Origin of the sequence: Noviherbaspirillum cavernae (assembly GCF_003590875.1) — a bacterium.
GTDB lineage: Bacteria > Pseudomonadota > Gammaproteobacteria > Burkholderiales > Burkholderiaceae_D > Noviherbaspirillum > Noviherbaspirillum cavernae.
The window spans coordinates 58792-81580 of record NZ_QYUN01000002.1 but is presented as its reverse complement, the minus strand read 5'-3'; the positions used below and the strand labels follow the sequence as shown (position 1 = coordinate 81580).

Sequence of the window (22789 nt, the reverse complement as noted above, 5' to 3'; positions counted from 1 at the left end):
TTGTTTATATTTTGCAAACACGTCCGTTGACGGTTTGCCATCCCGGATTCCCCTCTCCAATGAAAACTGTCCCTTCACCAGTGCCGCCAGGCGGGCTTGCCGCCCCCTCGGCCTGGCAGCATGATTTGCAGGCGCGCCTGCAAGCCGGCGAAAGCGTGGTCGCGGCGCTCGAGCTGGATCTCGATGCGAGCCTGCGCTTCACGCACGGCATCGTGATCGTTACCGACCGCAGAATGCTTGCCAAAATGGCAAATGATGACGAGTGGCAGCAATGGCCGTACACGCAGCATCTCGCGCTGACGCATCACGACCATGCGGGCGTGGGCACGCTGGAATTGCATGACGACAAGGCCCGCCTGGCCGCATGGCGCTACACGCTCGGCCACAACCCGGAAGCCCTGCGCCTGATCGACCATTTCGAGCAGCAGCGCGACGCGCTGGTGTCGGGCCGTGCGGTGCAGATTCCCGATGAAGCGATCTGCCCGAGCTGCAAGGCACCACTGCCGGAGGGGCAGGAAGAATGCCCGATCTGCGCGCGCGAAATCCACACGCCGCCCTCCACCTGGACGCTGTTCCGTCTGTGGCGCTTCGCCAAACCGTACAAGGGCCAGCTGCTGGCCGGCTTCCTCCTGACGCTCGCCTCCACGGCGGCGACCCTGGTGCCGCCCTACCTGACCATGCCGCTGATGGACAATGTGCTGATCCCGTACCAGAACGGCAAGCAGATCGATGTCAGCCTCGTCACGCTGTATCTCGGCGGCCTGTTCGGTTCGGCGCTGGTGGCATGGATCCTCGGCTGGGCCCGTACCTATATCCTCGCGCTGGTCAGCGAACGCATCGGCGCGGATCTGCGCACCACCACCTACGAGCACCTGCTGCGACTGTCGCTGGAATACTTCGGCGGCCGGCGCACCGGCGACCTGATGACGCGTGTCGGCTCCGAGACCGACCGCATCTGCGTGTTCCTGTCGCTGCACCTGCTCGACTTCGCCACCGACGTCTTGATGATCACCATGACCGCGATCATCCTGGTCTCCATCAATCCGTGGCTGGCGCTGGTGACGCTGCTGCCGCTGCCCTTCATCGCGTGGATGATCCACGTGGTGCGCGACCGCCTGCGCCATGGTTTCGAAAAGATCGACCGCGTCTGGTCGGAAGTGACCAACGTGCTGGCCGACACCATCCCCGGCATCCGCGTGGTCAAGGCCTTCGCGCAGGAGAAGCGCGAAGCGGCGCGCTTCCGCGAAGCCAACAGGCACAACCTGGTGATCAACGACCGCGTCAACAAGGTCTGGTCGCTGTTCTCGCCGACCGTCACCTTCCTCACCGAGCTCGGCTTGCTGGTCGTGTGGGCGCTCGGCATCTGGCAGGTTTCGCAAGGACTCATCACGGTCGGCGTGCTGACCGCCTTCCTCGCCTACATCGGGCGCTTCTACACACGGCTGGATTCGATGAGCCGCATCGTCTCCGTCACGCAGAAAGCGGCGGCCGGCGCCAAGCGCATCTTCGACATCCTCGACCACGTCTCCAGCGTGCCGGAATCGACCAACCCGACGCACCTGCCCAAGGTGCAGGGACGCATCCACATCAAGGACATCGGCTTCCGCTACGGCAATCGCGCCGTGCTGCGCGGCGTCGATCTCGACATCCGCCCCGGCGAGATGATCGGTCTGGTCGGTCACAGCGGCTCCGGCAAGAGCACGCTGGTCAACCTGATCTGCCGCTTCTACGACGTGTCCGAAGGCGCGATCCTGGTCGACGGCGTCGATATCCGCTCGCTGCCGGTGGCGGAATACCGGCGCAATATCGGCCTCGTGCTGCAGGAGCCCTTCCTGTTCTTCGGCACGATCGCCGAGAACATCGCCTACGGCAAGCCGGGCGCAACGCGCGAGGAAATCATCGCCGCCGCCCGCGCCGCGCATGCGCACGAATTCATCCTGCGCCTGCCGCACGGCTACGATTCGCTGGTCGGTGAACGCGGCCAGACGCTCTCCGGCGGCGAACGCCAGCGCATCTCGATCGCGCGCGCGCTGCTGATCGATCCGCACATCCTGATCCTCGACGAGGCGACGTCGTCGGTCGACACCACCACCGAGAAGGAAATCCAGAAGGCGCTCGACAACCTCGTGCGCGGCCGCACCACGATCGCCATCGCGCACCGCCTGTCCACGCTGCGCATGGCCGACCGCCTGGTCGTGCTGGACAAGGGGCAGATCGTCGAAGTCGGCCCGCATGAGGAATTGCTGGCGCGCGAAGGCGCCTACTACCGCCTGTATCAGGCGCAGCAGCGGCAGGCGGAGAAGGACGCCGCCGAACAGATGGACATGAGAGAAAGCATCGCATGAAGCCCTTCCAGTTGACACGCAACGCCTTCGGCAGACTGGTGTTTTCCTCGCCCGACGATACGCAGGTGCATGAAGGCGTGGTCCCGGTGCGGGCGTTTCCGATCGCCTCGCCGGATCAGGGCATCTCGCTGGTCGATGTGGATGGCCATGAACTCGCGTGGATCGAGCGGATGGGCGACCTGTCCGCCGACATTCGCACCCTGCTGGAAGAAGAACTCGCCAGCCGCGAATTCCTGCCGGAAATCCGCCGTCTGCGCCATGTCTCGACCTTCGCCGTGCCAAGCACGTGGGAAATCGAAACCGATCGCGGCCCGACGACGTTCGTGCTCAAGGGTGAGGAGGATATCCGGCGAGTCGCGCATTCCACGCTGATCATCGCCGACAGCCACGGTGTGCAATACCTGATCCGCGACCTGCAGGCGATGGACAAAGGCAGCCGCAAGCTGCTTGACCGCTTTCTATAAGCGCAGATGCGCCCTCTCGCGGCATCCATGCACGAGTCAAGCTCAGGAACGATTGGGATCCGCCGCCACCAGCACGCTGCAACGGATCTTCTCGACCAGGATCGCATCCATCGAACCGCGCCACCAGCGCAGCGCGAACGGCTTGTGGCGCGAATGCCCGACGATCACCAATTCGGTCCCGAGCTTGTTCACGATATCGGCGATGACGTCGGCCGGTTCGCCGATTTCCAGATGCGTCACAACGCTCAAGCCGGCCTCGGCCAGCAGCGCGCGACCCGATGCCAGCACCTGCTCCATCGCCTGCCGCTCCGCGCGCTCCTCTTCCGGACTCGGAATCGCCGCCGCAACGAAGTCCCCAGCCAGCATGATGGGCGGCGGAATGATCACGGCCAGCAAATGAATGTCGGCGGAAGAACCGGGCGCAAGCCGGATGCATTCGTTCAACGCGAGACGGCTCTCCGGTGTGCCGTTGTAGGCCACGAGAATTTTGCGGTACATGTGCCCCTCCTCTCCACATCAAGACAAGAACTTTTCGCAAATATCCTGCGTGCCGTACCGCTTGCTCCCGCTCTTTTGATTGCCGGCGATGACGCAATTCCCGGTTGGCCGTGCAGCAGCAGGGACTCATGCAATTGCCATATTCAGTTTGGTAAGATTGCCGCCGAAAAGCAAGAGGGCAAGGCATGATTCTTTCGCATTAACAAGCCTGTTTGCTCTTCTGATTGCTCTTGCTCAACAGGCAACCACCCGGCATGAAACCTGACGGTTGGAAACACGATTCAAGGATCGCATTCGATGTTAAAAATAGTCGTTATCGACGCCAACGCAATCTCGCGCAATCTGTTGGTGAGCGTCCTGACGAACGGCGGCCACGACGTCATCGGTGACGCCAATACCAGCTCCGCCGGCGTCGCCAGCATGATCAAGCTGCGGCCGCAGCTCGTTTGCATCGACATCGGCGAGGAAAGGCAGATCGGATTGAACATGCTGGAGACGATTCGCAACGCATTGCCCAAAGCGCTGGTATTTCTCGTATCCGGCAAGATGGATCCGGTCATTGTGCAGAATGCCGTGCAACTCGGGGCGCATGGATTCATTGTCAAACCGTTCAATGCAGCCACCGTGCTGGGAGCCATTCGGAATGCGGTGCTCAAGATCGCCAGACAGCACCAGAAGCACACCGTATAAACAAGCAAAAGCAAATCACCATGCTTGATGGCAAGCTCGGAAATTTCATCATGATTGCAACAGAGAAGCACAGCCCGCAATGGCATGCCTGCCCTTGCGCTCATGGCTGTTTCCTGCCTCATGATCTACGCTATACTCGCCGGATATTTCTTCGTCAATTCGGAGGCCTCGCCTCCCTCTGTTCGACGGTTGCCCATGCAGGCACCCTTGGAAGAATTGCATGAGGCGAGCATGGAACCCTCATAACAAGAATCCTGGCATGTCCTCAATAAACCCATCCTTTGCAATCTGGATCAGCAACAAGCTGGTCTCAATGAATCGCTGGTCCAAGATCGCAATAATGCTGACCGCCGATCTTGTTGCGCTCCCGCTGTGTTTCCTGATCGCCATGATGCTTCGCCTTGGCGACTTTGATTCCACCACGCGATACGGAAATGCGGCATATGTGTTTGTCGCGTTAATCACGATTCTGGTCTTCGCCATGTCCGGCCTATATCGTGCGGTCATCCGGTTTATCGATCAAAGCCTGTTGAGGACCACCGGCATCGGACTTGGCCTGGCGGTGGTCGGCGCATACACCATCTCGTTTTTTCTCAATGACCAGAGACTGCCGCGCAGCGCGCTCATGATCTACTGGTTCATCGCGTTCTCGTACGTGGTGGTGTCCCGCCTGACGATACGCAGCTTCCTGCGGAACAATGCAGGCGGACGACGGCAGCAAAAGAACCTGGTTGCGATTTACGGTGCCGGTGAAGCGGGCGCCCAGCTTGCGCAGGCAATGCGGGTGGGCGACAAGTATCGCGCGATCTGCTTTTTTGACGACAAGCTCTCGCTGCGAAACCAGAATGTCGCAGGCCTGAAGGTATTCCACAGCAGCCGCCTCGCCGAGATCGGCCAGCAGCTGGGCATCAACCTGGTCGTGCTGGCGATCCCCGCCGCAACACCCGAGCGCCGCCGCGAGGTCATGCATGCCGTGCATGAAGCCGGGCTTGAGATCAAGACGATGCATAGCGTGATCGAACTGGCCGATGAAAAGATTTCCACTCGCTCGATCCGTGAAATCAAGATCGAGGATTTGCTCGGTCGCGCGCCCGTGCCACCCCGGATCGACTTGTTCGCCCGCTGCGTGCAGGAGCGGAATGTATTGGTGACCGGAGCCGGCGGCTCGATCGGCAGCGAATTGTGTCGCCAGATCATGGCGCAACACCCCTTGCATCTGCATCTGTTTGATCACTCGGAGTATGCGCTGTACGCGGTGAGGCAGGAACTGCAGGCCCGCTTCCCGGCCATGTCGATCCATTCGCATCTGGGATCGGTGTGCGACGCACAGCTGGTGGAGCGCGTCATGCGCGAAGGGAAAATCGACACCGTCTACCATGCCGCAGCCTACAAGCATGTGCCTCTGGTCGAGGCCAACATGGCCGAAGGAATCCGCAACAATGTGATCGGCGCCCAAGTTGTGGTGGCGGCCGCGGAAAAATTCCAGGTGAGCACCTGCGTTCTCATCTCCACCGACAAGGCAGTGCGCCCGACCAATATCATGGGCGCCAGCAAGCGCATTGCCGAATTGATCTTTCAGGCCGCCGCCAAGCCCGCATCAAAGACCCGTTTCTGCATGGTTCGCTTCGGCAATGTCCTCGGTTCGTCCGGTTCGGTTGTACCGCTTTTCCAAAAGCAGATCGAAGACGGCGGCCCCATCACGATTACCCATCCTGACGTGGTGCGGTATTTCATGCTGATTCCGGAAGCGGCGCAACTGGTCATACAGGCGGGCGCAATGGCAAAAGGCGGCGATGTGTTCGTGCTTGACATGGGTGAGCCGATCAAGATCGTCGAGCTGGCGCGCACCATGATCGACATGATGGGACTGAAGGAGAAGAGCGATGAAATGCCGAATGGCGACATCGAACTTCGCTACGTCGGATTGAGGCCCGGTGAAAAACTGTATGAGGAATTGCTGATCGGAAGCGAAGCCGCGCGCAGCGAACACCCTCGCATCATGTGTACGACAGAGTACTCCCTCCGTCCCGAAGTGCTGGAGGGCTTGATAGAGAACCTGATGGACGCATGCCGCACCAACGACAACGATACGATCAAGGCCGCCATGCGCGCAATTGTCAGGGAATATTCGCCCCAGACAATCGCGGCGAGGGAAATGGATGCAGAGTCAGCAACCTCTCCCGAAGCGGCGCACACACCATTCCCCGTCCGCTCCTCGATGCTGCATTGAGTCCGCAGACGGCATCCGCCAACGACCTTCAGGCGGAATACGAACAATAGAACAATCACCGAGAGGCGAATTTTAGTGAACGAGCACGTTACGTTGAAGAGAAGACGAATCGGATCCAGCGATGTCCAGATATCCGAGCTGGGGTTTGGCGCAGGCGGATTCTGGGGCATGGAGATGTTCGACGAGCGCATCGCGAAGAACCTGGTGGACATTGCGCTCGACAGCGGCGTCAACTTCTTTGACACCGGCCCGAACTACAGCGGCGCAAACGCCGAAACGCGGCTGGGGAAGATGCTGGCAGGAAGAGCGTCCAATGTTTTCATCGGCACGAAATGCGGCACGCATTATGTGAATGGCCGCCACATCAAGGATTACAGCACGCCGGCGCTGACAAGAAGCTTGCAAGAGAGCCTGAAGAAACTGCGCGTCGACCACGTCGACATGCTGCAGTTGCACGACATGCCCCGCAAGCTGGACGACGAGATCATCCGGTTCCTGCTGGATGCGAAACAAAAAGGCGACACGCGGCTGCTGGGTGTTTCCACCAACATTCCCGGCGCGGAGGTCGCTCTGGCGAGCGGGGTCTTCGATTTTGTGATGATCGAATACAACGTCATCAAGCGCAATCCCGAGCAGGATCTGATTGATCGTTGCGCGCGGGCGGGCATGGGCGTCATGGTGAAATCACCTCTTGCGCAAACGATGTACTCAAACGAGATATTCAAGATCCGCAAGCTTGCCGATATCTGGTACTTCCTGCGGGCGCTGAAGAATCATCGCGGAAAATTCCTGGAGGGGCGCAAGTACAACTTCCTCGCCGACGTCGAGGGCGCAAGCTGTCACGACCTCGCGCTTCAATATGTGTTGGCCAATCCGCACGTCAGTTGCGCCATCATCGGCACGACCAGACCCGCGCATCTGGCATCGAACTTTGCGGCGTCGCTGAAGCAGATACCGGAAGACATCAAAAAACGGATCGAGCAGGTGCGCTAGAGCTCTGATTCGCAAATTCGTTGCGAAGGAAAAGTGACGAAATCGAGGCGAAACAAGGAAAAAGCGCAGCAAGGCGGATGTCTTGCGAGCATTTTTGATGCAGTTCCGGCGCGGAGATCAGACCTCCTGAAGCTCCGCCGCCCCAGCCTTGAAGTGAATCGCCAGCCACACCAAAGGGGCATAAGCAAGCGTCACTCCTGCAATGCCATCGAGATAACCGAGCCCGACCGCGAGGGCGATGGGCAACAGCCAGAACAGATTGATGGCGCCCACGGCAAGCGTCACGCTGCGATGCGCCCCGAAGCGTCGCGATACGTACTGGTAGGCATGGCTGCGGTGAGCTTCATAGAATTTCTGGCCACGCACGACACGGCGCAATAACGTGACCGTGGCATCGACGACGAAGACGCCCAGCAAGATGATCCACGCCCAGAAGAATTCAGGCACGGTGCGGGCGGCTTGAATGGACAACAGTCCCAGCGTGATGCCGAGGAAACCGCTGCCTGCATCGCCCATGAATATTTTTGCAGGCGGAAAGTTCCAGCACAGAAATCCCGCCACCGCCGCGAGCAGCATCAACGGCAACGCGCAAGTCGCTCCTGCCGGCGCGGCGAGCCAATACAGCAAGGCGCCGCCCAGGCAAACCGACACCGCCTCCACTCCGGCAAGGCCGTCGATGCCATCCATGAAATTGTACAAATTGAGCAGCCACACGAGGTACACCGCTGCCAGCAACTGAGAGAACATGCCCCAATCCAATGCCGTGCCGAACACGGACAGAACCGGCAAGCCCCCGATCCATGCGAGCCCCCACGCCGCCGCCGCGAAATGCGCCAGCAAGCGCCAACGCGCATCGATGTGCCCGTGATCGTCAAGAAACCCGACCGCTGCGACGAGCAACCCCGCGCCGCCAAGCGCCAGCATTTCCGGCACGGACAGCGCCCCCATCCATGCGAGTAGCGGAAGGGCCAGCAGGAAGGTCAACACAATCGCCACCCCGCCGCCTCTTGGCGTAGGTCGCGTGTGCGAGCTGCGCGCGTTCGGCACGTCGATCAGATGCCGGGCCAGCGCGTAGCGCCGCAAGGCCGCCGTCAATCCGGCCGACAGCACGAAACCGGTACACAGTAACAAGGCAAGCAACACGGCTTTCAGATCCTCAAAGAGATGGCGGAAGACGGCAGGATACGCCGGACAGCATCAATCATGGGCGATGGCGCGCTCAACCGCGCCGTTTTCTTCGACGGGCTCCAGCAGCGCCAGGTAGCGTTTTGCCAGCACCGGATAACTATGTTCGCGCAAGGCGAATTCCCTGCCGCGCTGCCCCATTTCCCTGCGTTCGCTGTCGGAGAGCGCCAACAGCCGTCGCATGGCTTGCGCCAGCGCGGCCGGATCGTCCGGCCGCGTCGAAATGCCCGCACCGCACTCGGCAACCGGATCGTTCGCCGAGGCGTTCGCATGCAATATAGGGACACCGGCCATGAGGTAGTCCATCAGCTTGTTGGCACTGATCCCGAAGCGGTACAAGGGGTGCGGATTCCAGCCCAGGTATCCGGCATCCAGTTTCGCCAGCACGGCAGGAACGGCACGTTTGGACACCGGATTGAAGAAATGGACATTGGACAAGCCGAGTCTTGCCGCTTGCATGCGCAAGCTTTCCTTGCACGGGCCTTGTCCGACCATGATGAGCGCAATCGGCAGGTCCCGGGCCTGACCCAGCGCCTCGATCAGCATGGGCAATGCATTGGCGACGCCATGCGCGCCGAGATAGCCGATGATGAACCTTCCTTCGCTCCTCGCGACGCGGATCGCGTCGTCGAGTTCGGCGGGAACAGGCGCGCGACTCTGCGACCATTCGTCAGGATCGATTCCGTTCGGAATGTAAGCGAACTTTTCCGCAGCCATGCCATGCTCGCGCATGTAGACATCCGCCGCAGGCAACAGCGAGACGACACGGTCCGCCATTCGGTACGCGTCGGATTCGGCGCGCCCCATCCAGCGAATGAAGGGGTGGCGAGGCGATACTCCGCCGACTTCGACGAGGGTCAAGGGCCACAGGTCGCGCACCTCGAAAATCAGTTTCGCATTCGCGTACTGCGCGATGCGCTTGCACCCGTAGATGTGAAACGGATAAGGCGAGGAAAGAATCACCACATCCGGTTCGTACTGCGCAGCCAGGGCGCGCGCCTGCTGCCGCAGCTGAAACGCGAACCAGAGCATGTTGACCGCCCGGACGGCATTGTTGGAATACTGCAGTCCCGGCAGCCAGCGGTACGGCACGCCATCCACCACGGTTTCACCGGCATGCTCGGGGTTCGCCTGCCGCAAATGCGAATAGGTGGCCGCCACAATGGTCACCTCATGCCCCAGCTTCATCAGATGACGGGCGAGATAGAAAGGCCGGTAGACCATGCCGTGCTGGCTGGAGCCGGCATCCTGGGCAACGATCAAGAATTTCATTGCTGATCCGTATGCGGACGGATGCATGGGAAATGCATCCTGTATTGAAAACGAAGAAACTTCATGAGGGCGGCGTCAGGGAGGTCAGTGCATCACGCCGCTCAACGCGCCGCGAGATGTCCGTACAGGGCAATCAGCTTGTCCGATTCATGGTCCCATCTGTACCGATCCGACACGGCACGGCGACCCGCATCACCCATGCGCACCGCCTCGTCCGGGCGTTCCAGAAGAGTCTCAATACAGCGCGCAATGGCGCGCGGATCAAGCGGATCGACGCATACACCGGCACCGGCATCGGCAAGCAGGCTCCTCCAGTAAGGAAAATCGGACGCCACGACGGGCAGCCCGGCCGCCATGTACTCGAACATCTTTACCGGCAACGAATCCAGATAGTTGATGACCGGGTGCAGCAACACCAGGCCGATGCGCGACTCTGCCAGGATGCGCGCCACTCCTTCCCGATCAACCACTCCCCGATAGTCGACTTTCTTCCAGCCCGGCAGCGACCGCAATTCTTCCTCGATCGCCGTGCTCTGAAAAGGCCCCGCCATGATGAGCCTGGCATCGACGAATTCAAGCGCCCTGACCATTTCAAATGCGCCGCGAATGGTGCCGATACCGCCGATGTAGCAAAGGTTCCGGCTACCGGCTTTGTCGGCGCACCCCTGTCGGGCCAGCTCGGCAAACTCGGCCGGATAATTGTTCACGTCGACACTGGACGGATTGACTCGCGCAAATCTCTGCGCAATGAAGGGAGTGGCGGCAACGACCGAGGCGAAGCGCTTCGCCGCAAAGTCTTCCACCCATTCGAACGCCTGCGAAAGGCGACGCCGCAGGCGCGGAGTGATCCAGTGCTTGGACAGTATGTCGCGCGGCACATCCTCATGCACGTCGTACACAACTTTCCTGCCCTGCCATTTCAGCAGCAAGCCGTACGGGATCAATTCTGGATCGTGGAAATGGTACACATCCGCATTCAGCGCCCTGGCCGTCTGATAGACGCGCCAGGCGGTCGCGAGCATGCGATGCAGCCTGCCGCCCTGCGCCTTGGGAACGGCATGCACGTTCACGCCGTCTACGCAAATCGTCCTGGGTGCGCAAGCCACGAGATGCACATCGAAGCCGGCCCTGGCCAGCGAACGGCACTCCTTGTGAAAAATCCGCACATCGTCCCACGGGTGCACGGATGTCATGTGACAAACCCGTGTCATGAGCGGACACCGAATTTCTCTTCCCACAACGCCGTGCTGTAGAGCCTCCATTGCGTGCGCAGATCGAGCTTCTCGTACATTGCCCCCAGGGTGGCGATGTCACACAGCTTGTTCAAAAGCGGTGATGCGAGAACCGTGCTTTTCATTTGCGAACGGTGCTTTCCAAGCCAGAGATCTTCGGGCGCTTCGAACCCCAGCTTGTTCTTGCGCCATACAATCGACGCCGGCATCTTGTCCGCCATGCCTTTTCGCAGCACCCACTTGGTCCATCCGTCCTTGATCTTGAACCCTGCCGGAATCGACAGCGCTGCTTCCAGCGCGCGATAGTCGAGAAACGGCAGACGCGTCTCGATGCTGTGCGCCATGGAGTTCTTGTCTTCATAGCGCAGCAGGATCGGCAGATTGGTTTTCGAGATCTCCAGCTCCTGCAATGCGAATTCATCAAGGCATGCGCGCGAATAGGCCGACAATTGGCTTGGCAGCGGCGGCAGCGCTTTGAGGTAGCGATGCTGGTATCGATAGAAGCGATAACGGGCGGGCGCGGAAAGGCCTGCGATCAGATACTTTGCCGTGTTCAGAAAGCCCATCTTCGCGTTGTTGCGTCGTGCATCCAGGACCGCTCGCACGGCACTGAAGACGCCCTTTTCCCGCCAGACAGTGGCGATGTGGGCCGCGTAATATTTTTCGTACCCAAGCAAGGTCTCGTCGCCGCCCTGACCATCAAGCAGCACCGTGATGCCTTGCTCCCGCGCGGTGCGCATCACGAACCATTGCATATTGACCGAAGGACCCGCATACGGCTCTTCCTGTGCCGCCACGACATCCGGCAGGGTGCGCACGAAGTCATCGTATGTGGGACGCAAGGGGACCCACTTCATGCCCCCCTCCTTTGCCACCTCCTGAGCAAAAGCTGACTCGTCCGTCCGGGGCGATTCACCGATCGCGGTGATGCCGATAAAGGGCTTCCCGGCCAGCGGTGCATACCTCTTTGCGGCCAGCGTCGCCACGCTCGAACTGTCGAGTCCTCCGCTCAGACAAGTGCCGACCGGCACGTCCGCGCGCAGGCGCACCTTGACGGCATCATCGAGCAGGCCGACATAGTCGCCGGCAGCCTGCTCGACGCCCTTCGAGGTCCATTGCGGCTGCTGCGTGATGCGATAGAACCGTTCAATGCGGAACACATGACTGTTCAGGTCATAGATAAGATTGTGCCCGGCAGGCAGCTTGTGTATCCCTTTGAAAAAGGTTTCGTCGGCATGGTCCGCGAAGCTGGTGAGCAAAAAATCGAGTACGACCTGCTCGTTTGCCTGCGCTCCGGCGAGTGGCAGCAACTGCCTGATCTCCGAGCCGAAGGCGAACCGGCCGGCATCGTCGAGATAGTAGAACGGCTTGACGCCAAAGCGATCCCGCGAGCAGAAAAGAATCTCTTTATGCGGATCGTAGATGGCAAAAGACCACATGCCGTTGAAGCGCTGCACGCATGCCTCGCCCCATGCTGCATAGGCGGCGAGAATAACCTCAGTATCGGTCTTCGTATGAAATTGATATCCGGCCGACTCCAGTTCGGCGCGCAATTCCAGATAGTTGTAAATTTCGCCGTTGTAAGTAATGACGCAGCCAGTCGCCGGATATTGCATCGGCTGCCGTCCGTCTTCGCTCAAATCGACGATCGCCAGACGACGATGCCCCAGCGCAAAGTTCCGGCCCAGATAGTGTCCAAAGGCGTCCGGTCCTCGATGAGAGATCACCTCCGTCATCGCACTGATCAACGACTGCTGGACGACATTCTCTTTTTTATCAATATATCCTGCTACGCCACACATACATCGCCTTCCAACCGATTATCAAAGTCGTCGTAAAAAACCGCATACAGACAGAGTGTAGCCAACCAGCCACCGGACAACAAAAGAGTTAGCAATGCGCCGGAGGACAGGTACATAAGCGGCACGATGTTGAGCGCAACGCCAACGCGGCGACGTCCGGCAAACAGCACTCCCAGGCCGTAGAGCAGGACTGCAAGCAGCATCCCGCCAAGTACAAGGCCCGGCATGCCGAAATTTGCGTAATCCTCCATGAAACTCGCGGCATTCATGGTGCCCTCGACTCCCTGCTCCACAAGATACGGGTTATAGAGCGTATACACCGCTTCCGAAAAATTGACATGCGGACAACCGAGCAACGCCGCCAGCGGGCGGTAGCCGCATCCCTGCGCGAAGGGAATCTCATCGGGAATCACCGCAAACCATTGTCCGACCACCTCGCCCGGAACAAACAATACCCTATGCAAGAGACTGTTAGCCCAAGATGGGATCAGATTTTTCAACAAGGCAGGCTCTCGATTCAACATCCTGGAAACAGCTTCGAACCCGGTAACATCATCAAACGCGACAGATTTGGCGGAAGCCGGATGGTCGGGCACAGCGTAATTGTCCGTGTACTTGACCACTCCTTTGGCAAGTACGATCTCATCAAGATAGCCCTTGAAAAGCGGATCCGACAGTACCCGGTACTCCTTGCCGAACTGGCCACCGAACTGCACGATCCGTCTCGCTTTCTGCTGCAACGTCAAGTCCGCGATCCGGTCCGTGCTCCAGTCCATCACGCCATTGACGCCGATGTACAAGGTACGGCCTTTTCTGGCAAAGGCGACATGGTTCCATTGGTTTACTTTCAATTGCACTTCAGGTTTCGCGCCGAACGATGTGGAAAACGTTCCCGAGCGGTCGTAGGTGGCGAAGGCGACATACGGCACGCCAGTTGGATGCGTGCCATGGAAAATGCGCGTCGCGCCGCTGTAGTCATCGTGTACCGGGCCGTTCCAGAAGAGTGTGGCGGAGTTGCCGGGAGCCGGATGACTCAAGGGAAAAACCCAGAACTCCAGTTGAAAATCTTCGCGCCCGAACGTCCAGCGGTCGTCTGACGGGCGGAGGAAAATGGTGTTTGTGCCATCCAGGTAAAACGCGCTGTTTGAAGAAAACCGCCCGGGAACGCCGGACTGCAAACGGCTGCCATAGGCGACCCATTTTTCACCCGGACGATGCGTATCCGCAGCGGCGGGCACCGTAGCGGCAACAGCCACTGGCATGATTCCGTCCAGCGTCGCGCGCAGGTGCGGATTCGCTCCGAGTATCAGCGTGACGACCGCAGCGCCCGAGACAAGGCATAGCTTGGCTGCTAGTCGGAAATTCCTGATACCGATTGCATAGATCGTCGCCGGAAGCAGCACCACGATCACATGGCTCTTCTGCATGAGGGATGCCGCATAGACAAGCGCATATAAAGCCATGGGCCAGAACCAGCGGCTTTTCTTCACCAGGCCTAGCAGGACAAGCAGCGGCAGCATGGCAAGGATGTTCAGACTGGCACCATATCGCCAGATTGCCTCAGCGCCCGAGAAGATGCGCTGACGGACCAGCACCGCCTCTATATGGTCCTGCGCTTGAAATGCCTGCCATAGCGGCATCCCGCCAAGCTGAAACCAGTGAAAGAAGGGAAAAGCGATCGCGCAGGCGACAAGGACATACTTGATCGCGTCCAATGATCGACTGGACCGCAGCGCCACACGCCGCCCACCCAGCGGCGCCATCCGCCACAACAGGTATGCCGACAGGGAAAAGACCGCCACATAGAGTAGATATCCGGCAATGCTCTTCATTGTGGGCGCCCTCAACAAGCCAAGCAGAAGCCATAGCATTACCCCGCCATAGATTGCGCAATAGACTCCATCCGCGCGAGAAGATGCGCTCCTAGTTGACGTTGACTCGCCTGGCTTTTTCGTAATCGTGTAAAGCATATGCAATCAATGCAGCATAAATGGCGTAAGAGAATATTTCAAAAAACACAAGCATGCGGATAAATTGCTCAATGCTCGAGAACGTCATCAGCGACATGATGGATAACAGCCCGGCGCAGTGCAGAATCTGCCATGCGCCATTGGAGCCGACCCTTCGTAACACCAGCATAATGCCGCTCAATGGCGATACCAGCATCGGTGCAATATAGGCCCAGACCATCCACTGCGAGATTGCGCCGGCGTTGCGCCACCCATTCCCGAACAGCCACGCAAATATATCCGATGCTGCAAAGGAAACAATCAGTCCCAGTACCAATATGGGCCCGAACATTACCAGACATGTCTTTTTCAGGTAGGGAAGCATGCTGGCATTGGCGAATTTTGCATCGGCGAACCGCTTCATCAGCAACTGGGAAACCACGACAGAGATCATTCCCAACGGCGCTGCCAGCACCTGACGGCTGAGGCCGAACTGACCCGTGTCGTTTGCGCTGAAATAGATGGCGACCCAGTACACCGGCAGCAGCATGGACAGGCTGTCGAACAATGCAGGCAAAGCTCCCGCAAGCGGAAATTTGACATGACGTCGGATAACATGAAGCAGGTCTTTGGGCCGAACCGTGTCGCGCAACCATCCCATGCGGTGCGCCCCGATCAACAACACCACGCATGCGGCCGCGTAACCGCCCATGCTGGCAACAGTCAATCCTTGAATCGACCCTGTCGCGCAGAGGGATACCGCCAGAACAGTCGATGCCTGAATGATCTTGCTCGCGGACGTAATGCGAAATCCGCCTTTTCGGACCAGCCAGTTCGTCAAGGCCTGGCCCATCACATAGGCGACCAAGGCGGGCGCGAGCCATGTGACCGCTTCGGATATGTAGGAAGGCGCATGAAGCCAAGGCAGGATCACCGGCCGGATGAATGGCAACAGCAGCGCCAATGACAGCGCAAGCAAGCCTGCCAGTACGACAAGGTCATCCGCAAACTTGTCGACGGCCTCGCCGATCACGGCCTGTTCATAACGCCACCCGGCAATGGAGCCCAGTACGGCGAGCGAGGTTCCGAACAACGATAGCAAGCCAAATGCTTCTGGAGCATATAATCGCGTCAGAAGTGGCGCGCTCAAGAAGGTTATTAATTGAGCTAGACCAGCTCCCCCGATAAGGACAAAAAATGGGCGGCGAAGGACAGTTTGCATTCTACGTAGCATATTTTGTCGCGCCGCTACAGCATTCATCTTTTTGTATCAATTGCTGAATATACAGCGCGTGCTCGCCCCTAGCGGTCACTGGCGGACACGCCTCTCTCAAATAACGAGTAATTCGAGTGATCGGCCCCGGCAGGCTTGAGTATGCTTAGTTCTGAATTCTTGATCGTTAGCTCTGAATGACCAAGACGCTCAACCCCAATCCTTATATATTTGGCTTCCGGCAGCACCAACAGTCGACGACGAAATTTCTTTAGCTGGTTATCAGCCCCCAACACGACTTCGCCTAATCTATCCGCGCTTTGCCGGTCAAAGTCCCGCAGCAGGTTTCCTCTGGATCCAAACTGAGCCACCCATATTCGGATATAACCCCTACCCTGCAAATCAAGCCCAATCCTGTACTCCCCCCCCCCAACAACAGGAAGCAGCGTGCCATTCTTCGCATGGGCGAACGGGGTTCCGAACCCGGTGGCCATCATGGTCGAAAAGTCTCGATGAAAAAATGGAATACGCCAGTTCGTAACAGACACTTCGTGGCTGGCGACCTCCACCGGCACAACCCCTATAGCGCCAAACACTCGGTAGCCTCCCCACTGAGTTTGCGGCCACTGTGTCCAAACATTTTCATCTGTTGTGAAATTTCGCAGCTCCACAAAGCGCTGCCCACTGTCCTCCAACTTGTAAAGCTGTGTGCCACCGGCAGAATAAGCAAGTCTTGTCAGCTTGGGATCGGCGACAATTTGATCAAGCACTGTGTTATACAGGACTGGAAGGCCATAATCTGGCACGTGGATATATTGAATTCCCAAACCTCGAAGCAGGGATGCAGCTTTGACGGGATCATCTTCCCGATAAACGGCAAGCATGCGCGGATCAAGATAGCTCACCATCCGGCGATGCGAGTAATACATATCGGCAGGCCGCAAGGACAAGATCACGGCCTCGCGGGGGACTTCCAACGCGACCCAGTGCATCACGCGAATATTTAAGAAACTATCAAGAATCTGCTGAAATCTCGTCGAGCCGGTCTCGCGATCATGCGTCATCGTGGTGACGGAGCCGGTTTGAACTATTTCATTTGAATCAGGAATATAGCGCCAGCGATAATGCCAACCCAGCAAGCCAAGTTGGAGAACACACGCCCAACTAATGAGAATGGCCCCAACAAATAACAAATCCCGTTTCCAAGCTAGCTGCTCGGTGTTGACAATTATGAGAGCCGCTTTCCTAAATAAACGGTAGCAGCCAAAGCCACCCAAGATCGATACCAGCGGCAAGATGACGAGCATATAACGCTCGTTCTTGATCATGAGATCCACGCCAAGAGCGACCGAAATGACGAGCCCGAATAGATAAACAAGAACCACGCCAGCACAAAGGCACAGTTGGGCCAACGGCTTCTCAAGACCATCTGTCCCTCCTTGGATGGCCTGACGAACCATGCGAATATCAACACAGCGAGCGACTGCAATCAATCCAAGCGACATGAGCCAAAATGACCAACCATAGGCTTCGAGCGCGAACCACCCCTTGAAAATGCCGTATTGAATGACGGCCATCCAGTTGTCCAGACCGCGAGAAAAGGCAAAGTACTCTGTCCACTCCAGTTTTGGCATGGTGAAAACGGCCGGGTTGTCGCTAATAGGGGAGCCGAACAACAAGAAATTGTGGATATATGGTGCGCCGCCGATCATCAATCCGACAATTAACATCGTCGTGGACGCGACGAGAATGGAGCGCAAATTTGTATACCCGTAACGAAGGCTAATCGCGGCGACGCCAAGCGGAACAAACAATACTGCCTGTGCGTGCGTCCATAGAGCCAAGCCGAGTGCCAACCCGGCAATCGCGCCACTGATTCGCGGCGGGGCATCAACGCCCACAATAACTACCATCAACAATGCAAAGCCGAGCACGGGCAAAGCATCAATTGCAGCAGAGTCAGCGCCTAAAAAAAATAGCGGGGTAGAAATAAAAATCAATGCCGCCAAAAATCCGCACAATCGATTAATGACGTTCCCTGACGCGAAAATAAGCCATGTAGAGGCTATCGCGAACCATGGTGCAATAAGGCGCATCAAGCCTGGCTCGTTCGCATGCCCTTGGATAGCTTCAGCAACATAGATCAACGCCACGTAGAGTGGTGGATGTGTCCAAGGGGCATAGAAACCAGATGCTATTTGCTCTGGATGGATCGCCGGATAACTGGCAAGACTTTTCGTTTCAAATAGCAACCGACCAACGGTCGCGTACTCCAAAGCATCGTTCTGATTCAGTGGCAAAAATAGAGTGTTCACCAACAATGCCAAGACCCAACATGCCAGTAAAGTGCCTAGGATTCTTTCCCCGAAAGTTATCGGGGCTCGCGTTGCAGCTGAGTGGTCCGCGGGAAGACGAAAAAAATATGCGAATACGCCAATTCCAAGCGTCCAAACGACCAAGGCGCAAAGATGAAAGGCATGGGAAAAACCGGGAAGAAATTGAAGGACAGCGACGGCTCCCAATCCCAGTACAAATGGCCCAAGCGCGAATCCGACTGCACGATGAACACCTGCGTTTAGGGAGGAATTTGACCAAGGAATGCAACGGGATAGGACTGCTCCAGTAAATGTTGATGCAAGTACAAATGCAATAAATTGAAGTAACGGCGCTACTGACTCAATAATCATGCGATGTAATCCTTGATATCGCCGATTCTCCTTGCCGGAACGCCGGCATGAATCTCACCGGGACCGATACTTTTTGTAACGACCGCTCCAGCCGCTACGATAGCCTTCTCACCAACGACAACGCCCGGCATGATTATGGCGCCAGCACCAATCCAGCAATCATCCTCTAACTTTATGGCCTGACATTTTGACAGGCGCTCGATTCTCGCCAGCCACGAATTGTTCGGATCAGAAGAGGCTATAAGAGTGACGTTTGGCGCCACTGCGACGCGACTTCCAATTGTCACCAAATTTTTATAATCATCCACCACAGTAAGACCCATATTGACAAACGTCCTATCGCCGATGGGCAACCCCGACCTTCGATAGAGAAAATGGCGCAATTTCGGAATAAAGCAGCGAGCAGCCATCGCTCTAATGGCCGCAACCAAGACTCTCCTATATATACTCATAACAACATTTTCATTATCTTTGAAGAAACCCAAACATAGAGGGGTCTCGGTAAAGAGCACACTAAAGTCAACATGTGTTTTTTGAGTCGTCCCTCTCGCGAAATTCTTAGGCCTTGACCTTTCCGGGAATAAAACATGTCGGTTTCATTCGCCCCCCATTTTGCCTTGTAAGCAAGCAAATCCTCATTTCCCTTCGGAGAAACTCCAAAATCAACATAATGCAGACCCGCTCTGTGTGCCTCGACAATGGCGGTCCACATAGCGACTTGATTGGCACCCAAGGATGAAATTTCCCTTATGTTGTGCGATGCTCCGTAGGCATAGGTAGCCACATTCCCAAAATGAAAAAAAATGATGCCCGCCAGTGGAATGCCATCTTTGTATGAAAGATATAGCTTGACCCATCCCGTGGCTTTGAAAGTCTCATAGAGAATCTCGAAGAATTTTGGAGGGTACATTAGCGAATGCTGTCGGATGCGGGTATCCGTCTGCATATCTCTGAAAATCTTGAATGCACCAGGATTCCTGCTCTCGTCGACAACTACCACTCCCTCCTTTTGCGCCTTGATAATCTTTCGCTGAATGCTATTTTTGTTGAGTCTTGAAAATAGGGCAGTTTCATCAGGAAACGGCCGCATATCGAGAACAGAGCTACGGTAATCGCAGTATTTCTCGACTTCCGAAATTTCTACAGCATCGTGAATTTCAATATTGCTCAACGACTTCAGTGGCACGATTTCCGGCTTCGGGACATGAGAGATCGCATCCATGAAACCAACATGGTGCGACAATGGCAAACAAATGTGCTTTCTCCTTCCCAGCTGCAGCTTGGTAACAAATGGAAGGTACCGGGGATTGCCTTCGTGCAGATCCACTGCGAAGTGGATTCGCCATCCCAAGGCCCTTTCTACAAAATCAAACCACTCCGTGGTGTGGTAAATACTACCTTCGTGCATTGGCGATGACCCTTTTCACTGCATTGACAGCACCATCCTTCAATGCCTGCCCCGCCCATCCTGCAAGGGAGCTATCCCAACGTTCTGGATGAGCGGAAATTGCCAGCTTCTCGATCGGATTTCCCATGATAAATGCACACAATTCACGGGAATCATGTATTGCAAACTCTGGAGTTAGTATGCCTACAGGACGATCGCGTAGATTGGTTGAGGTTGCCCCCCAACTTCTGCCAGTGTCTGTAAAGTAATAAACGTTCTGGTAGTTCACAGACAAAAATGCTTCACCGATCAGCTGATACTCTTCAATAGCAGCACTTCCCCAAATCTCGAGATTGTTATGACGAGAAAGCGGGCTTCCATGCATTGCGGCAGTTTGGATTGGAACTATTTCCCGTAGCATAGCCAGATGCTTCTTGAATGAAGCCAGCGCCGCCTGCATGTTCCCCCGCACAAGCGCCAAATCTTCATAGTGATAGCCAACTTCATGCCCCAATTGGGATACTTCACGCATGATTTTGGTATCAAATGCGCTGCCTACTACGCGAAAGTAGTAGGTCGTTTGTATCCCGGCCCGGGCCTCCGCTTCTGCCATGCGAAGCGCGTTTAGCGGCCTCCTATCAACGTCATGGCGAATGAGGGCTCCGTTGGAAGGATTCGCTGTGAGCCATCGCTGGATACCAAAAATCGGCAACCCCTTATCTTGCAATGCTCGTATCACACGCATATACGCCGCAAGGGTGAAATCCCTCATGAGTGCAGCCCCAAGGTATCCAACGCGTTAATCGCCTTGATGGTGGCGTTGAAGTCGAGGCCAATTGTGCTGAGGTACCAACGCAGCGATTCGACTCGTGGATAGTTTTCCTTCAGAACGAATTCGAGCGCCTCATCCCGCTTCATCATGCCCTCCCGAATTTGATTGCTCCGGAAAGTATCAAATTCAGTGAATCCCCGCGCAGTCATATAAATATAATTATAAAAAGGGGCGGTGCCATCTCCAATTCGCCACGTACTTGGAGTGTCCGCGGCCAATTCGAAATTGTAAGTATTAATAAGCGTTTCATTGACCTCATTCTCGTCCCAGACCAGATGATTAAACAGCAAGAACAGATCCTCTCGTGGTTCTAGGTAATATGAGGAAAATGCGTTCGCAGTGTCCAGCAACGATGAATTGATGTAACTAGGATTCGCCAGGAATCGGATCCCATAATAGCCAGCAAGGCGAATTTTTCGATCCAGAGAAAGGAAATCAAGGCGGTCCTTTCCAAAATCAGGCTTAACCCCACAAAAACCCGATTTAAAATCCGTATTTTCAAGCGGGTTGCCAGACCATAGATTCAGACGAATACCGGTCTGGCGTTTGAGCTGATTAACGATCTTGAAGAACTGTTTGTCTCCGGCCATGAAGAGTGGCACCATGCCCAAATCAGGCTGCCTTAACCATGCCGAAACATTTTTGCGGATATTTTCGCGTTTTGTTTTTATGTCTGCCGACACGAGAATGTTCTGCACTCCAAGCTGACCGCAAATTCGCGCAATATTTCGACGGGCCAGATCCGTAACCATGCCCCAGTCGTATGTGAACGTTATCGGATTGAGGCCGAACTCACGCTGTATCAAATGCAGCCCGTAGCAACTATCCCGCCCACCACTGAATGGCACAAGCACATCCGGTGTACCACCTTTCGCCTTATATTTTTGGATCGATTCAATGAACTGCCGCTTGACTGCGGTTGGATCAACCCCTTTATATTTGGTTTTATAGCTACGGCAATAATTACATACGCCTTTTTGGTCGAACTCAATGAAAGGGAATGTTTCGGGTAACACGCAACAAGTGCAACGGCGAATCGACCGAATCGCGGCTTCGTCATAGCGCAGCAATGACTCATCTGCATCCGACACGGCCACCACTACTGCAGCGTTGCCTGTGACGGCACTGTCTTGATGATGAGTTGCGAGTTCAGATTGCTCGCAAATTGACGTTCGTGGCACATGCGTGCCACCCAGATCAAATCGCTGTACTTTCCCACCTGTCAGGTCGAATACCATTCCATTTCCCGCCCCAAGCCATGCGATTGTGTATGGCTCACTTGAAACGACGCATCTCTGCATCGCTTGCTCGAGAATGTAACGCTCGGAGGCAAAGACAATTAGGCTCCGGGACTCATCGTGAAAAAAGTAAAGATCACCAGTATTTGTAGCAAGCACCACCTGCGAAAATGCGTCATGCACCCACGCGATGGATGCAGCCCCCTTTAACTTGCGATATGCGATGCAAGTTGCCTGAACTGCATCCCCCCCCTGCGACAACGCATCGTTGACGATCGCCGCGATCACTTCGGTATCAACTTCAGCACTCTGAAGTAAATGCGGATTGCCCCGCCAGAGATCGTCCACGTTCACCACAATGCCGTTGTGAATCATAGTCACGCCGCCGGATCGAACAGGCTGATTGTTCTCGTATCTTTCAGCCGCACCATTCGTCACCAGACGTGAATGCGCCAGCATTGCCACCGGAGTCTCAACATGCTGCTGCCCGGCCGGGAACGCCTCGGACAGGACAGCACGAATAACAGTCTGATATTGAGAAGTCTTTATCAGGTCCGTCGCGGGAACATCTCCCTTGAGGGTCCATGCATGTCTGCGCTGGGGCAGGTACGCATGTATTCCCGCCGACTCCTTGCCACGGCTTTCGGACAGCTCATATAGCTGCCCAAGAATTGCCTGAAGCGCGTCGCCGCCAATCGCGGCACCTTTTCCCGCCAGCACACCAAAAATTCCGCACATATGTCCTACTCCTCGAGCAACTTGCTGATTGTCA

The 22789-nt window shown here is 56.5% G+C and carries 17 protein-coding genes; 5 read left to right on the top strand and 12 right to left on the bottom strand.

Features of this window, described 5'->3' with window-relative positions; genetic code table 11:
- Positions 1–59: 59 nt before the first annotated feature.
- Positions 60–2345: a cyanophycin metabolism-associated ABC transporter gene (locus tag D3870_RS00380; protein WP_119735731.1), complete on the top strand. Its 2286-nt coding sequence runs from the start codon at positions 60–62 to the stop codon at positions 2343–2345.
- Positions 2342–2809 carry a cyanophycin metabolism-associated DUF1854 family protein gene (locus D3870_RS00375; RefSeq protein WP_119735729.1) on the top strand — a complete coding sequence of 156 codons (468 nt, stop codon included), beginning with the start codon at positions 2342–2344 and terminating at the stop codon, positions 2807–2809. The genes D3870_RS00380 and D3870_RS00375 overlap by 4 nt, the downstream gene beginning before the upstream one ends.
- A gap of 42 nt (positions 2810–2851) precedes the next feature.
- On the opposite strand, the gene D3870_RS00370 is transcribed toward D3870_RS00375, so the two are convergent.
- Positions 2852–3307 carry a universal stress protein gene (locus D3870_RS00370; RefSeq protein ID WP_119735727.1) on the bottom strand — a complete coding sequence of 152 codons (456 nt, stop codon included), beginning with the start codon at positions 3305–3307 and terminating at the stop codon, positions 2852–2854.
- Positions 3308–3604: 297 nt separating this feature from the next.
- Here D3870_RS00370 and D3870_RS00365 point away from each other — a divergent pair, with 297 nt between their 5' ends.
- From D3870_RS00365 to D3870_RS00355, 3 genes are all read left to right on the top strand, one after another.
- A complete protein-coding gene (locus D3870_RS00365) occupies positions 3605–3997 on the top strand; it encodes an ANTAR domain-containing response regulator (protein ID WP_119735725.1) in 393 nt (130 codons plus the stop codon).
- A 313-nt stretch (positions 3998–4310) separates the two neighbouring features.
- Complete coding sequence (locus D3870_RS00360; protein ID WP_242489802.1) at positions 4311–6227, top strand: polysaccharide biosynthesis protein; 1917 nt, start codon at positions 4311–4313, stop codon at positions 6225–6227.
- Between the two features lie 93 nt (positions 6228–6320).
- A complete protein-coding gene (locus D3870_RS00355) occupies positions 6321–7220 on the top strand; it encodes an aldo/keto reductase (protein WP_147375669.1) in 900 nt (299 codons plus the stop codon).
- A gap of 117 nt (positions 7221–7337) precedes the next feature.
- Here D3870_RS00355 and D3870_RS00350 read toward each other — a convergent pair whose 3' ends face one another.
- The 11 genes from D3870_RS00350 to D3870_RS00295 all read right to left on the bottom strand — a co-directional run bounded on the left by D3870_RS00350 (position 7338) and on the right by D3870_RS00295 (position 22755).
- The gene (locus D3870_RS00350) at positions 7338–8360 is read right to left on the bottom strand and encodes an MraY family glycosyltransferase (RefSeq protein WP_119741459.1); all 1023 of its coding nucleotides are present in this window, start codon (positions 8358–8360) and stop codon (positions 7338–7340) included.
- Between the two features lie 57 nt (positions 8361–8417).
- On the bottom strand, positions 8418–9677 hold the full coding sequence (locus D3870_RS00345; RefSeq protein ID WP_119735721.1) for a glycosyltransferase family 4 protein: 1260 nt from the start codon (positions 9675–9677) through the stop codon (positions 8418–8420).
- 101 nt (positions 9678–9778) lie between these two features.
- Entirely contained in the window at positions 9779–10870 is a 1092-nt protein-coding gene (locus D3870_RS00340; RefSeq protein WP_242489801.1) for a glycosyltransferase family 4 protein, read from the bottom strand.
- A gap of 14 nt (positions 10871–10884) precedes the next feature.
- The gene (gene asnB / locus D3870_RS00335) at positions 10885–12711 is read right to left on the bottom strand and encodes an asparagine synthase (glutamine-hydrolyzing) (protein ID WP_119735717.1); all 1827 of its coding nucleotides are present in this window, start codon (positions 12709–12711) and stop codon (positions 10885–10887) included.
- Positions 12699–14543 (bottom strand): LamG domain-containing protein, encoded by a 1845-nt coding sequence (locus tag D3870_RS00330; RefSeq protein WP_158590351.1) that lies wholly within the window; start codon positions 14541–14543, stop codon positions 12699–12701. Before D3870_RS00330 ends, asnB begins: the two co-directional genes overlap by 13 nt.
- A gap of 91 nt (positions 14544–14634) precedes the next feature.
- The gene (locus D3870_RS00325; RefSeq protein WP_147375668.1) at positions 14635–15882 is read right to left on the bottom strand and encodes a lipopolysaccharide biosynthesis protein; all 1248 of its coding nucleotides are present in this window, start codon (positions 15880–15882) and stop codon (positions 14635–14637) included.
- A gap of 80 nt (positions 15883–15962) precedes the next feature.
- Positions 15963–18188, bottom strand: a complete 2226-nt coding sequence (locus D3870_RS00320) for a hypothetical protein (RefSeq protein WP_147375667.1) — start codon at positions 18186–18188, stop codon at positions 15963–15965.
- A 368-nt stretch (positions 18189–18556) separates the two neighbouring features.
- Positions 18557–18991, bottom strand: a complete 435-nt coding sequence (locus D3870_RS22995; protein ID WP_277986321.1) for a DapH/DapD/GlmU-related protein — start codon at positions 18989–18991, stop codon at positions 18557–18559.
- A 17-nt stretch (positions 18992–19008) separates the two neighbouring features.
- Positions 19009–19968 carry a GNAT family N-acetyltransferase gene (locus D3870_RS00305; protein ID WP_119735707.1) on the bottom strand — a complete coding sequence of 320 codons (960 nt, stop codon included), beginning with the start codon at positions 19966–19968 and terminating at the stop codon, positions 19009–19011.
- Positions 19955–20719, bottom strand: a complete 765-nt coding sequence (locus tag D3870_RS00300; protein WP_119735706.1) for a polysaccharide deacetylase family protein — start codon at positions 20717–20719, stop codon at positions 19955–19957. The genes D3870_RS00305 and D3870_RS00300 overlap by 14 nt, the downstream gene beginning before the upstream one ends.
- Positions 20716–22755, bottom strand: a complete 2040-nt coding sequence (locus D3870_RS00295) for a hypothetical protein (RefSeq protein WP_119735704.1) — start codon at positions 22753–22755, stop codon at positions 20716–20718. Before D3870_RS00295 ends, D3870_RS00300 begins: the two co-directional genes overlap by 4 nt.
- Positions 22756–22789 lie beyond the last annotated feature (34 nt).